Consider the following 13,051-nt stretch of genomic DNA (forward strand, 5'->3'; position numbering starts at 1 on the left):
AGCCAAGTGACCGAGCAACGCGAGCGAACGGGCGAGGAAGCGGAAGATAACGGAAATAAAGGGAACACAGTCACGCGAAAATCACAAAATACTAATTTCTTCCAATCTGTGGCGATTTGTAAAAACAGCAATGCGCCGTCAGTCTCAAAGATATGTTGAGAAGCCAATTTCTTGGCAGCTATTTCATCTCAGAGGAAAGATAGATGAAATTTGTTGTCTTACCCTTCTCGTGGTCAACGTTAGTGATGATAGTTGCTTGAAGTATTTCATGCCGCACCCCAACTCGCTGGAGAATTCGGCACGCTGACGACGGGTTAAATTGCGTGAGGTTCGAACGAATAACTCGATGATTTGATTTTGCGCTTCAATTACGCGCACACGGAAGGTACTATTTCGCATAGCTCAACTCCTAGTCATCTTAGGTTTTGGGTTAGCTGATTGCAAGAGGTAACGACTCTTGTAGTCAGCGACTATAAAATCATTTCATCTCTGAAAATGTAATCTCTTCTGTTTTTCCGTTTTTGGTGTAGGTACTAACCCAAATGATGGATTGAACCCTATCCCAATCAACTTTAACTGCGTACTTCTTATTAACTCGAAATTCTCCTCGATTTACTCTTTCTATTAAACCAGCAGCTATTAACGCTTTAATATTGTTATTAAAGGCAGCTAAACTAGTATCATGTCTTTTACAAATCTATCTTTTGCAGATTTACCATAAGATACTTCATTGTGATCATTCATATGTTTTAACATAAAATGAAATATGTTCATTTGAAGCCCAGTAACTCCCTTTACATTACATAGGTCATTTATATAAACCTTTATAAAATCAGGCTCTTGAGTTATTTCCCCTGTTTCTAGGTTTACATGTCTACGTCCCATATCGGCCTCATTTAAATAAATTTTAAAGTTAACTATAATAATAAAAAAATTATTTCAAGTTTTTTTTAAAGTTATTAAATAAAAGTTTTCATATCCTAAAAATAACTTTTTAATTATTAAAAATAATTATATAGTTATTAATAATGATTATTTAGTTATTAACATATAATCATATAGTTACCTTAACTAATTATATGATTACCAAAATTTATTTAAAATACTGATTTATATATAACTATTTATCTATCTTAGATTCTTTCTTGTTTTTCAGGAGTTACAAGACAACTCAGTAGCAACAAACTAATTTCCGCTTCCTCGTCGACGGTGTTCGGTGCTCGCAAGCTAAACTTAGAAAGAAAATTAAAAAATAATCCAAAAAATCCTTAAAATTAAAACGCCCACCGCTCGCCACAGCCAAGTGACCGAGCAACGCGAGCGAACGGGCGAGGAAGCGGAAGATAACCGGAAATTAAAGGGAACACAGTCACGCGAAAATCACAAAATACTAATTTCTTCCAATCTGGGCGATTTGTAAAAACAGCAATTTGCGCCGTCAGTCTCAAAGATATGTTGAGAGGCCAATTTCTTGGCAGCTATTTTCGTCTCAGAGGAAAGATAGATGAAATTTGTTGTCTTACCCTTCTCGTGGTCAACGTTAGTGATGATGGTTGCTTTGAAGTATTTCATGCCGCACCCCCAACTCGCTGGAGAATTCGGGCACGCTGACGAAGGGTTAAATTGCGTGAGGTTCGAACGAATAACTCGATGATTTGATTTTGCGCTTCAATTACGCGCACACGGAAGGTACTATTTCCCATAGTCCGACTCCTAGTACTGTTAGGGTTTGGATTAGCTAACTTTTGGGATCACCATTCCCATCAGTTAGCGACTAGTTTATAAAATTCTTTCTGTAGTAATTTCTCTACCGTCTTCTGAATATTTAATTTTTAATTCAAATGCTGATCTTTGTTCTATGATGGACTTCCATTCTCCCCTAGCAAAAAATTTAGGGTTGGCTAAATATTCATTTCCTCCCTCACTCAGAACAAATCCTTTTTTTACAAGAAGAGCCAATCTATTTCTTAGAGTCCCATCTTTAATACTAAGTTGGTCACACATTGATTTTCTATATCTGGTTGAAAGAGTCATATAACCATCATAATCGAGCTTTCTAAGCATAAGAAACAAGACGTTTTTTAATGAGTCAGGAACTTTAATCATTGAACATATATCATCAATATACATTTTCACATATGGCGGTTCAGATGAATAACGAGATAATGTTGTCTTTGATTCAGAAATTATTTCTCCAGTGTTTATATCCACAGTGTCTTTTTTTTGCTCATAAAATGCAGTTTTTATTCTCTTTTTAGTCACCATGTCTTGTCCGCATATGTCACTCTATATAACGTGACAATTTACATACAAAAATATACCTTGTCAATAAGGTATTTTAATACCTTTTTTAAAAGGTGTAAATGTATCTTTCAGAAGTTACAAGTGTAACTCCATAACGGTACATATATACCCTTGTGAAGTGATAAAAATAGATACAATCCCTTTTAATACATAGGATGGGTTATATATTGTTTTTAATCAGTACGAAATGCCAGACAACTAAATAGTAACAAACTAACCCCCCCTTCCTCGTTGACGCTATTTTGTACTCACAAGTGGCGCTCCGTTTCAACGTCTCCTGCGTTAAAAAAATCAAAAAATCTTTTCAAAACTTAACCCGCACCGCTCGCCACAGCCAAGTGACCGAGCAACGCGAGCGAACGGGCGAGGAAGCGGAAGATAACCGGAAATTAAAGGGAACACAGTCACGCGAAAATCACAAAATACTAATTTCTTCCAATCTGGGCGATTTGTAAAAACAGCAATTTGCGCCGTCAGTCTCAAAGATATGTTGAGAAGCCAATTTCTTGGCAGCTATTTTCATCTCAGAGGAAAGATAGATGAAATTTGTTGTCTTACCCTTCTCGTGGTCAACGTTAGTGATGATAGTTGCTTTGAAGTATTTCATGCCGCACCCCCAACTCGCTGGAGAATTCGGGCACGCTGACGACGGGTTAAATTGCGTGAGGTTCGAACGAATAACTCGATGATTTGATTTTGCGCTTCAATTACGCGCACACGGAAGGTACTATTTCGCATAGCTCAACTCCTAGTCATCTTAGGTTTTGGGTTAGCTGATTGCAAGAGGTAACGACTCTTGTAGTCAGCGACTATAAAATCATTTCATCTCTGAAAATGTAATCTCTTCTGTTTTTCCGTTTTTGGTGTAGGTACTAACCCAAATGATGGATTGAACCCTATCCCAATCAACTTTAACTGCGTACTTCTTATTAACTCGAAATTCTCCTCGATTTACTCTTTCTATTAAACCAGCAGCTATTAACGCTTTAATATTGTTATTAAAGGCAGCTAAACTAGTATCATGTCTTTTACAAAATCTATCTTTTGCAGATTTACCATAAGATACTTCATTGTGATCATTCATATGTTTTAACATAAAATGAAATATGTTCATTTGAAGCCCAGTAACTCCCTTTACATTACATAGGTCATTTATATAAACCTTTATAAAATCAGGCTCTTGAGTTATTTCCCCTGTTTCTAGGTTTACATGTCTACGTCCCATATCGGCCTCATTTAAATAAATTTTAAAGTTAACTATAATAATAAAAAAAATTATTTCAAGTTTTTTTTAAAGTTATTAAATAAAAGTTTTCATATCCTAAAAATAACTTTTTTAATTATTAAAAATAATTATATAGTTATTAATAATGATTATTTAGTTATTAACATATAATCATATAGTTACCTTAACTAATTATATGATTACCAAAATTTATTTAAAATACTGATTTATATATAACTATTTATCTATCTTAGATTCTTTCTTGTTTTTCAGGAGTTACAAGACAACTCAGTAGCAACAAACTAATTTCCGCTTCCTCGTCGACGGTGTTCGGTGCTCGCAAGCTAAACTTAGAAAGAAAATTAAAAAATAATCCAAAAAATCCTTAAAATTAAAACGCCCACCGCTCGCCACAGCCAAGTGACCGAGCAACGCGAGCGAACGGGCGAGGAAGCGGAAGATAACCGGAAATTAAAGGGAACACAGTCACGCGAAAATCACAAAATACTAATTTCTTCCAATCTGGGCGATTTGTAAAAACAGCAATTTGCGCCGTCAGTCTCAAAGATATGTTGAGAGGCCAATTTCTTGGCAGCTATTTTCGTCTCAGAGGAAAGATAGATGAAATTTGTTGTCTTACCCTTCTCGTGGTCAACGTTAGTGATGATGGTTGCTTTGAAGTATTTCATGCCGCACCCCCAACTCGCTGGAGAATTCGGGCACGCTGACGAAGGGTTAAATTGCGTGAGGTTCGAACGAATAACTCGATGATTTGATTTTGCGCTTCAATTACGCGCACACGGAAGGTACTATTTCCCATAGTCCGACTCCTAGTACTGTTAGGGTTTGGATTAGCTAACTTTTGGGATCACCATTCCCATCAGTTAGCGACTAGTTTATAAAATTCTTTCTGTAGTAATTTCTCTACCGTCTTCTGAATATTTAATTTTTAATTCAAATGCTGATCTTTGTTCTATGATGGACTTCCATTCTCCCCTAGCAAAAAATTTAGGGTTGGCTAAATATTCATTTCCTCCCTCACTCAGAACAAATCCTTTTTTTACAAGAAGAGCCAATCTATTTCTTAGAGTCCCATCTTTAATACTAAGTTGGTCACACATTGATTTTCTATATCTGGTTGAAAGAGTCATATAACCATCATAATCGAGCTTTCTAAGCATAAGAAACAAGACGTTTTTTAATGAGTCAGGAACTTTAATCATTGAACATATATCATCAATATACATTTTCACATATGGCGGTTCAGATGAATAACGAGATAATGTTGTCTTTGATTCAGAAATTATTTCTCCAGTGTTTATATCCACAGTGTCTTTTTTTTGCTCATAAAATGCAGTTTTTATTCTCTTTTTAGTCACCATGTCTTGTCCGCATATGTCACTCTATATAACGTGACAATTTACATACAAAAATATACCTTGTCAATAAGGTATTTTAATACCTTTTTTAAAAGGTGTAAATGTATCTTTCAGAAGTTACAAGTGTAACTCCATAACGGTACATATATACCCTTGTGAAGTGATAAAAATAGATACAATCCCTTTTAATACATAGGATGGGTTATATATTGTTTTTAATCAGTACGAAATGCCAGACAACTAAATAGTAACAAACTAACCCCCCCTTCCTCGTTGACGCTATTTTGTACTCACAAGTGGCGCTCCGTTTCAACGTCTCCTGCGTTAAAAAAATCAAAAAATCTTTTCAAAACTTAACCCGCACCGCTCGCCACAGCCAAGTGACCGAGCAACGCGAGCGAACGGGCGAGGAAGCGGAAGATAACCGGAAATTAAAGGGAACACAGTCACGCGAAAATCACAAAATACTAATTTCTTCCAATCTGGGCGATTTGTAAAAACAGCAGTTTGCGCCGTCCGTTTTAAAGATATGTTGAGAGGCCAATTTCTTGGCAGCTATTTTCGTCTCAGAGGAAAGATAGATGAAATTTGTTGTCTTACCCTTCTCGTGGTCAACGTTAGTGATGATGGTTGCTTTGAAGTATTTCATGCCGCACCCCAACTCGCTGGAGAATTCGGGCACGCTGACGAAGGGTTAAATTGCGGGATTCTTCAACAAACAACTTAATTATGTTATTCGGTGCTTCACAGACAAGCACGCGGAAGGTAGACTTTTTCATTAGCCTTACTCCTAGTTACCGTAGGTTTGGGTTAGCTCTGTGTAGGTGTTACAGCACTTACATGGAGCGACTACATCAATATTATAGCAACAAAAATAAAGTCAATTTTTTGTTGCTTTTTTTTGTCAAATTACTATTATCATTGCAGATTAAAGGAGAAATTTATGTCAAAAAAAATAGTCTATGATGATTATGTATCTATAAGAATTCCAAGAGAAGTGAAAGAAAGGATAGATAAAATAAGAATGATTAAAAAATCACAAGGACATGATAAATATAGATTAATTGATGCAGTTATAGAAGCAACTAATATGTTAGAAGAATCACTATCAGAAAAAAATTAAACGACTTTTTGCTACGGCTATTATTAAGTAATAATAAATAGAATGGTTTTTTTAATAGTGAAAATTCAACAGTAATAAAAACAACTAACTGATATATAAGAATTTATATAAATTTATGATTCTATAAACTTCAATTTTATCCACAGAAAAACGCTACGGCTATAACGACTTTTTGCTACGGCTATAACGACTTTTTGCTACGGCTATAACGACTTTTTGCTACGGCTTATCTTGTGTAACTTTATGTTTATAAAGGAATAATTAAATAACAAAGTTAAAAGGAAAGATAAATAAAAACAGTCACGAATAATTATTTTCACCTTAAAAGGATTAAAAAATGAGTGCAACTCTAGATAGAGATCCAAATTACAACTTAGTACAAAGTAACGATTTGATTAATGCTAGCTATAAACTTAACCGTAATGAAATGCGTCTACTTGTATTAGCTTTATCCAAAGTAGACTCAAAAACAGAAAATCCAGGTAATATCACATTGTACCCAAAAGAATTTATTAACATGTTCAGTACTAACGAACAAAAGGTCTGGGTGACTATGAGAGAAGCATTAATTAGCCTATCGAAAAAACAAATAGAGTTTTTTAGGTTAGATAAAAACAATATGAGAACAATTAATTTTTCTAACTGGATAGACGGAGGTAGTTTTTATGAAAAACAAGAAGATTGTAGCAAAATAGTTTTAAGATTTACTAAAAGTATAGAGCCATACCTTTTTGAGTTAAAAGGTAATTTTACAATATGTTCTATAGAATCAATCCAAAATTTAACAAATCCAATAGCATTTAGATTATATCTAATAATGTTAAGTGAAATAAAAAAAGCTAAAAATATTGAATTAAAAAAGTCTAAAAAGTTAGAAGTTCATATGCTGAAATTATCAATTTTGCAAATACGTAAGATTTTTCCAAACATATCAAAAGAATTCAATAATATAAAAAAATTCACACTAATGCCTGCTTTCGAACAGATCCAGTCACTTACAGAAATTTCCTTAAATTGGCGTACTATAAAAACAGGCAGGTCAATAACAGACATTGAAATTACTTATCTTCTAGAAAAAGACGATCTATTCAAAACAAAACCAACACGACCAAGACTAGCCAAGCGCCCACATGTCAAATCTGGTTCTCACGACGAAGGCGAATGGATGAAGAAAAACACTGAGATTCTCTATCAGTACGAGAAAGATTTGAAGAAATACGACCCTACATTGCGTTTAACTATGCCAGATTTGCGCAGAGCAGTGGAATGCTCAAAGTATTGTAAACGAAATTGGCACGAAGAGAAAAAACGAGAGTTGGCGATGAGAGAAGGCAAAATACAAAAATATCCGTTGCAAAAACTGAACAAAACAAAGATATTTCCTTTTCTAAAAAAGACCTAGAATTAATACAAAATTTTTGATTTGAAAAGGCACACCATGAACAAAACAGAACTCATCAGTAAAGTTGCAGCGAAATCAGGTTTGAGCAAGAAAGACGCAGAGAAGTCGATTAACGCTTTCATAGAATCTGTGACAGAATCTTTGAAATCCGGCAATGACGTACAACTCATTGGCTTTGGTAGTTTTCAGGTTAAGCAACGAGCAGCTAGGGAAGGACGAAACCCAAAAACAGGCGAACCACTTAAAATTGCTGCTGCAAATGTACCGAGTTTTAAAGCAGGTCAAAATCTCAAAGATGCGGTGAAGTAATTCATGACCTATGACGCAAGTTCAATTCGTATTCTGTGTGAAGATGAAATCAAACAGTTTGATTGGCATTGGGCAGAGGAATTAGCCCATGAGCACACTTTGCCGCTGGATTGGGTCAAGCGAGGTTTTGAAGCCTCAAGACGATTAGGCATTGAACCCGATTTTTTCGTCAGAAAATATATCCTCAATCAAGACCTACCCAAAAATGACGAATTCGAGCAAGTCTTCATTGAAGTGCTAAAGAAAGACAGAAAGAAGAGTCAGAACACCCTCTAAAACGTCCTGTAATCAATTATGAGAGATTTTCTCGATAAAAACGTAAATTCGTACGTCTAAAAATTTATCGTTGCCCACAATGCGTTATAGCAACTTTTGAGTTTTCAGGTTTCAGAAATAGAAAAAGCCAACTGCGAAAGTTGGCTAATTCAACATAAAGTAATCAATCTGCCATGAAGGATTTACTTTTTTTCAATGCTATATCGTAATTATTGGTTGAAGTTGTTGAATAATCATTTGTTTTATTGTTGTTTGGTAAATTGGCCTGATTAGCAAGGAAAACATAAACTAGCTCTTTTATTTGCTGTGACTCTATATCATCTCCTAAAAGCCGAGATAATATATCAACGAGCCTAGGTGATGCCTTATCAAGAGCAAAGCCGGCCAGCAAAGCTCGTTTGCATTCTTTGTTGATTTTATCAGATTTGTTCAAGTGTTTTATTAGCCATGCTTCTGATTGATCAGTTTCAGAAAGTGATAAAGTAAATCTACGGACATTTTTATTTTTCACCTTAATTTCTCCCCATTAAATAAAGTCCGTTAACAAGATCTAGCTGTGGGGTTTCTGACATATAAAAACGCTCTGGTATAATTTTTGTATGGTCTTTTAAAGCATCAGAAATTATAGGAGCGCCACCACCTATCACAAGAACATATGAATAACCACTAAAAAGACTCACTGACTCGATAACTCGATCAGATAATCGTTTTATATTTTGATTAATAGCTGATACAACGGTATTTATTTTACTTGGATCGTTTGTATTTTTTTTGAGCCATTCTTTATTGTGGCGATTAATGATGAACTGATCAGCAATGTAATTTGAAGCACAAGTGTTTGCTGTTTCTAATATACGTTTAATTTCACGTGTAATTATTGAAACACCAATATCAGAATCACCAGCTAAATTAACAACCCCTGACATATTTCCGCTAATTTGAGCAATGTCTAACGTAGTCCCACCTATATCGACAATTAACATTGATTGTGTTTCTGGAATATCAATCAATTTATCAAATCCGGCAGGTATTGATTCAGGTTTAACAGATATTTCTTTAAAAGAAAACATTGGAAAATTTTATTGTTTGATACGATTTTTCTTAAGTTTTTTTTCTTCCTCTCTATATTATCAAAATTTATCTGATTATCTTCGTCATAATATTCTGCCAATGGCAAAGTAACAGTAATATCAACTTCTTGAGGAATAATGCTAGTTTGCAATAGAGCATGATGAATGGCGACAGTATTTATCAGGCTATATTGCCACTCGCTGTTATTGGTTGTTATATTTCGAATATCCAATTTATCAAAAGAATATTTTTCACCTTCAATTAAAAAATTAACGATATCATCGTTACCAATGTCAGCGACCCAGCCACGCTTAAAACTGGTTGGAACAATAGCTACTTTTTTTTCATCATTTTCTAGCCAAATTAATTTTATATTCGTTGAGCCATCATCGATAAAAACTTTCATGTTTTCCTCATCTTTTTTGCATCAAATAATTGTCATTTTAGATGAAAAAATACATTCAGCAATATAATTTATGAATTTTAGCATCATTTTTGCTGCTAAATAGTCATTAAAATTTGAATTTTATATTACTTTATGAGTTTTTGATGCTTTTTTTTCTTGTTATTATCATCAAAATCCAATAAGTCACTCCAGCCATCAGAATAGAATTCAACGAGGGGATGCCGAAGTTGAAGAATACGCCGACAAGTGTGCCAGCAATACAAGCAAAAATAGCAGACCAGCCAATTAAAGGAGTATCTGAATCAGAAGGTAATATCCGTTTTTCTCTAGTTTCGTCTAGAATTTTCCTGCTCGTTTTCAAAATGTAGTAATCAACCAGCATGACACCAGTTATTGGTGGGAAAATAATGCCAAGTATGGAAAGGAAATCTACAAAGTGGTTTAAGATGCCCATCATCGATAGCGCAGTGCCCCGTGATGAAATCAAGACCGGCATGAAGTATTATGGCCGGCACACTTCCTACGCCACTTTCTATGGTTGGCTGGATGGGGGAGCCGAAAGGCTCGCCGTTCACTTTGTCCGGTAGTACTAACCCCATTCAGTCTGCCACCCGATCTCAATTCCAAATCTGGCGCCTAGATTTTTGTTTCTCTTGTTTGGATGAGGGAATGCTGATGTACGAGTACGTTTTAGATATTACAAATAAAAATAACCGGATTTTTATAATGAAAAACCCCGAGAAAATGGGCTTTTGCAAACAGATTTCATAGGCCAGTTGGCCAACACTAGGGAACTACAATAATAACTATATTTGTTTTTTTATTTTTCTGATTTCCAGACACGAGTTGGAAATCAAGTAAACACCCAAAGGGAATATGTAGCAACAACGGAGCATATTCCCTTTTTTATAAACAATAAGAATTGTTCTGATATTTCTAGTTCTTTTCGCTCGAAAACAAGGGGAATTTATCATGATTCAAGCTAACAAATACAGAACAACCTTTCGGCGGTTACAAGCAGGTATGTCCGTTTTTCACAACGACGAAATCTTGAAAATCGTGAAATTGAAAAAGCAAGAATTCACCGAAAAAGGGCTGATTTACCACTTTGATGTTGAAGGTGGAAATGGAAGTTTGATAGGCGAAAGCAGAGCAAAAATATACGCAACAAAAAATTGCTAAATTATCGCTGAAAAATTCAATCATCCAACCTTAAAAATACGATTATTTTTTAATCGTAACTTATTGATTTTGATCAGTTTATTTTTTATTTAAGTTATTGAATTTGATCAACTATTTGACAAATTTAATTTTAGACTTACAATTGTAAAATCTATTTTTAGCTGTCTTTTGCACAGCATTTGCTCTTTATACAATTTGGGGTTTTCCTCTCTGCGAGTCGCAGAGGACAGAATGCCGTTTTTGTGTGTTCTGTTTTGGTGTTTTTTATTCAATAACACGGTTATCCACATTCATTCGATTTGTGGAAATCGTATTTAACTCTTCGTTTTTACGGGGTTGTTATCATCTGAAATTCAGAAACATCAAAATATAGCGCTCAGGAGGGAAAATGCCCCAAGAAATTATTTTTAAAGAAAGTAAGAGTAATGCAAAAATCAGGCGAGAAATCAGGAAAATTGAATTTCTTGCCAAGAAAGACGCTGAACGTGAATTTAATCAAGAACTCAAAAAAGCGTTTTGGCGACACGAAAATCCACGCCAGCAATTACAGAATTTTCAACGACAGATTGTGGTTTATGCCAATCTGTTTATGAATTACCGCAAAAAACAACAAAAACAAAAAATCATCGAACAAAGAGCGCGCATTGACGCCTATTTTTATAATTAAAAATTATTTTTCTTCAAATCTACTTTAACCCCCCAGGGAAATCACACGTTTTTTCATATGATGATTTTCTCATTTTTATATGAAATCGTTCTCAAAAATTCAATAACGGGAGTGATTGAGTGAAAAGTGCCGCTACATTACGATTGATAGGTAATCCACATGCGTATTATCCAAATTTAGCCAAACCGCTTGGTGGATTAACCGCAGCAATTCTTTTTTCCCAAATATTTTACTGGCAGGACAAAGCTAATTCTGAATTAGGAGTTTACAAAACTCGAGATGATCTTGAAGAAGAAACCGGATTGACACATGACGAACAACGAACAGCAATAAAAAAATTAGTCGCAATTGGAGTTTTACTCGTTACAGAAAAACGGCTTGAACATAAAACATATTACAAAATTGATGAAGGTAAGCTTAATGAAATTCTGGATAATTTCGCCAACTCAAAAAAGGGAGTTTCGCGAGATGGAGAAAATGGAGCTCCCGAAGTAGACATTGTCGAGTTCGGGGAATCGACATTATCGAGTTCGTTTGATCAAGAGATTACTACAAAGATTACAGAAATATATAAACCATCCCTAACCCTTCCTTCTCAAAATTTTGACTTGAAGCTAATTTTGGCGGATTCGCTGCGTGGTGAATTTCAGGAGTTTGTCGACAAGTCTGCCGATGAGCTACATCGAGCCGTTGAGCAAAAAATTATCGGACTTGGTTTCGAGTGCAACAGGGAGTTTCGAGTACAGGAACGGGGTGATTGTCGTTCTGGCAGAGTTGATTTGCTGGTGAGTGACAAGCACGGCAACCAATGTGGCATTGAAATCGACGCAAGCTCTCCCAGAGAAAAATCTTTCGCTAAACTAGCCTGTCTGAAATCAGGGATAATCTTACTGCGGAAATCTTCCACAGCAGAAGACTATCTGCAAGATGGTGTTTTGGTAGTTGCGGGAGGTATTTCGCTACCCAAAACTAAGATCATCACGAAAAAATCTGAACTGAATTTGTCCCTGTTTGAGCAGAAACCCAGTGAATCAGTTTGGGATGATTATCTTCAACACCGCAAAAACAAAAAAGCGCCACTGACACAAACCGCCCTGAACCGACTGGCGACAGCAGTCAACGAAGCCAATGAACTAGGATATTCCACCGATAACGTGCTGGCTGAATGCATGCTTAGAAACTGGCAAGGCTTTGAGGTTTCGTGGATTGAGCAAAAAAATATCAGCGAAATAGTCTCATCAACGAGATCACAACACGCCCAAGTAATCCCGAAGGTTTTGTGGTGATTAACGGTTAATCTGTTTTTTGCGAAAAAACTATGAATATTATTCAACGATTGCAAAAATCATGCCGCCCAATATCAAGCCAATTGCCTGTAGCTGGGAAGAACATTTGGCAAGAATGCAAAAAATATCCGAAGAAGCCAGTTTGCAAGACGCTATTTTTCGCAAGCAACGCCGGATAGAAAACTTGTTTGGCGCTCGGGTATCGCCCCGTTGCATGCACATTGCCGATTTGAAAATTATCGCGTTTTCAACGCCGGTCAGAAAAATGCGTTGAACCAATCCGTCGCCTTTGCAAAGAATTTTGGAGTGGGATTTGGCGGATTTGTTTTTAGCGGTGGATGCGGAACAGGCAAAAATCATCTTGCAGCAGCGATAGGGCATTATCTCATGAGCAAAGGGCGATCCGTTATTGTGTATTACC

21 protein-coding genes and 1 pseudogene are annotated in these 13,051 nt (G+C 35.7%); 10 read left to right on the forward strand and 12 right to left on the reverse strand.

Annotated features, from left to right (window positions below):
• Positions 1-669: 669 nt before the first annotated feature.
• The 8 genes from AYJ55_RS23950 to AYJ55_RS23985 all read right to left on the reverse strand — a co-directional run bounded on the left by AYJ55_RS23950 (position 670) and on the right by AYJ55_RS23985 (position 5,557).
• The gene (locus AYJ55_RS23950) at positions 670-885 is read right to left on the reverse strand and encodes a hypothetical protein (protein WP_063658171.1); all 216 of its coding nucleotides are present in this window, start codon (positions 883-885) and stop codon (positions 670-672) included.
• A 495-nt stretch (positions 886-1,380) separates the two neighbouring features.
• Positions 1,381-1,572, reverse strand: coding sequence for a hypothetical protein (locus AYJ55_RS23955; RefSeq protein ID WP_063657713.1), 192 nt, complete (start codon positions 1,570-1,572; stop codon positions 1,381-1,383).
• Positions 1,573-1,779: 207 nt separating this feature from the next.
• A complete protein-coding gene (locus tag AYJ55_RS23960) occupies positions 1,780-2,262 on the reverse strand; it encodes a replication/maintenance protein RepL (RefSeq protein WP_187153343.1) in 483 nt (160 codons plus the stop codon).
• A 457-nt stretch (positions 2,263-2,719) separates the two neighbouring features.
• Complete coding sequence (locus AYJ55_RS23965; protein ID WP_063657704.1) at positions 2,720-2,911, reverse strand: hypothetical protein; 192 nt, start codon at positions 2,909-2,911, stop codon at positions 2,720-2,722.
• A gap of 210 nt (positions 2,912-3,121) precedes the next feature.
• Positions 3,122-3,529, reverse strand: a complete 408-nt coding sequence (locus tag AYJ55_RS23970) for a replication/maintenance protein RepL (RefSeq protein WP_063657714.1) — start codon at positions 3,527-3,529, stop codon at positions 3,122-3,124.
• Positions 3,530-4,026: 497 nt separating this feature from the next.
• Positions 4,027-4,218, reverse strand: coding sequence for a hypothetical protein (locus AYJ55_RS23975; RefSeq protein WP_063657713.1), 192 nt, complete (start codon positions 4,216-4,218; stop codon positions 4,027-4,029).
• Positions 4,219-4,425: 207 nt separating this feature from the next.
• Positions 4,426-4,908 (reverse strand): replication/maintenance protein RepL, encoded by a 483-nt coding sequence (locus AYJ55_RS23980; protein ID WP_187153343.1) that lies wholly within the window; start codon positions 4,906-4,908, stop codon positions 4,426-4,428.
• A 457-nt stretch (positions 4,909-5,365) separates the two neighbouring features.
• A complete protein-coding gene (locus tag AYJ55_RS23985) occupies positions 5,366-5,557 on the reverse strand; it encodes a hypothetical protein (RefSeq protein ID WP_063657711.1) in 192 nt (63 codons plus the stop codon).
• A 294-nt stretch (positions 5,558-5,851) separates the two neighbouring features.
• Here AYJ55_RS23985 and AYJ55_RS23990 point away from each other — a divergent pair, with 294 nt between their 5' ends.
• The 4 genes from AYJ55_RS23990 (at position 5,852) to AYJ55_RS24005 (ending at position 8,018) form a co-directional block, all read left to right on the forward strand.
• Positions 5,852-6,031, forward strand: coding sequence for a hypothetical protein (locus AYJ55_RS23990; RefSeq protein WP_063657710.1), 180 nt, complete (start codon positions 5,852-5,854; stop codon positions 6,029-6,031).
• A gap of 337 nt (positions 6,032-6,368) precedes the next feature.
• Positions 6,369-7,433 carry a replication initiation protein gene (locus AYJ55_RS23995; RefSeq protein ID WP_063658172.1) on the forward strand — a complete coding sequence of 355 codons (1,065 nt, stop codon included), beginning with the start codon at positions 6,369-6,371 and terminating at the stop codon, positions 7,431-7,433.
• Positions 7,434-7,469: 36 nt separating this feature from the next.
• Positions 7,470-7,742, forward strand: coding sequence for an HU family DNA-binding protein (locus AYJ55_RS24000; protein WP_063657613.1), 273 nt, complete (start codon positions 7,470-7,472; stop codon positions 7,740-7,742).
• 3 nt (positions 7,743-7,745) lie between these two features.
• Positions 7,746-8,018, forward strand: coding sequence for a hypothetical protein (locus AYJ55_RS24005; protein WP_063657708.1), 273 nt, complete (start codon positions 7,746-7,748; stop codon positions 8,016-8,018).
• Between the two features lie 163 nt (positions 8,019-8,181).
• Here AYJ55_RS24005 and AYJ55_RS24010 read toward each other — a convergent pair whose 3' ends face one another.
• The 4 genes from AYJ55_RS24010 to AYJ55_RS24020 form a co-directional block, all read right to left on the reverse strand.
• On the reverse strand, positions 8,182-8,529 hold the full coding sequence (locus tag AYJ55_RS24010) for a hypothetical protein (RefSeq protein WP_063657615.1): 348 nt from the start codon (positions 8,527-8,529) through the stop codon (positions 8,182-8,184).
• A gap of 1 nt (position 8,530) precedes the next feature.
• On the reverse strand, positions 8,531-9,088 hold the full coding sequence (locus AYJ55_RS34260; RefSeq protein WP_245677573.1) for an acetate and sugar kinases/Hsc70/actin family protein: 558 nt from the start codon (positions 9,086-9,088) through the stop codon (positions 8,531-8,533).
• Positions 9,025-9,495, reverse strand: coding sequence for a plasmid segregation protein ParM domain-containing protein (parM, locus tag AYJ55_RS34265; protein ID WP_245677574.1), 471 nt, complete (start codon positions 9,493-9,495; stop codon positions 9,025-9,027). The genes AYJ55_RS34260 and parM overlap by 64 nt, the downstream gene beginning before the upstream one ends.
• A 130-nt stretch (positions 9,496-9,625) precedes the next feature.
• Entirely contained in the window at positions 9,626-9,991 is a 366-nt protein-coding gene (locus AYJ55_RS24020) for a cytosine permease (protein ID WP_162505736.1), read from the reverse strand.
• Positions 9,992-9,999: 8 nt separating this feature from the next.
• On the opposite strand from AYJ55_RS24020, the gene AYJ55_RS27490 reads away from it, so the two are divergent.
• The 6 genes and pseudogenes from AYJ55_RS27490 to AYJ55_RS34275 form a co-directional block, all read left to right on the forward strand.
• A complete protein-coding gene (locus AYJ55_RS27490) occupies positions 10,000-10,266 on the forward strand; it encodes a hypothetical protein (protein WP_074168171.1) in 267 nt (88 codons plus the stop codon).
• Between the two features lie 201 nt (positions 10,267-10,467).
• Positions 10,468-10,677 (forward strand): hypothetical protein, encoded by a 210-nt coding sequence (locus AYJ55_RS24030; RefSeq protein WP_063657619.1) that lies wholly within the window; start codon positions 10,468-10,470, stop codon positions 10,675-10,677.
• Between the two features lie 388 nt (positions 10,678-11,065).
• Positions 11,066-11,344 carry a hypothetical protein gene (locus tag AYJ55_RS24035; RefSeq protein WP_063657620.1) on the forward strand — a complete coding sequence of 93 codons (279 nt, stop codon included), beginning with the start codon at positions 11,066-11,068 and terminating at the stop codon, positions 11,342-11,344.
• A 143-nt stretch (positions 11,345-11,487) separates the two neighbouring features.
• Positions 11,488-12,630: a hypothetical protein gene (locus tag AYJ55_RS24040; RefSeq protein WP_187153376.1), complete on the forward strand. Its 1,143-nt coding sequence runs from the start codon at positions 11,488-11,490 to the stop codon at positions 12,628-12,630.
• 115 nt (positions 12,631-12,745) lie between these two features.
• Complete coding sequence (locus AYJ55_RS34270; protein WP_245677575.1) at positions 12,746-12,904, forward strand: hypothetical protein; 159 nt, start codon at positions 12,746-12,748, stop codon at positions 12,902-12,904.
• A pseudogene (locus tag AYJ55_RS34275) lies at positions 12,901-13,051 on the forward strand (DNA replication protein DnaC); the annotation flags it as partial. The gene AYJ55_RS34270 and the pseudogene AYJ55_RS34275, both read left to right, overlap by 4 nt.

Source organism: Candidatus Arsenophonus triatominarum (assembly GCF_001640365.1).
In the GTDB taxonomy this organism is placed as follows: domain Bacteria; phylum Pseudomonadota; class Gammaproteobacteria; order Enterobacterales; family Enterobacteriaceae; genus Arsenophonus; species Arsenophonus triatominarum.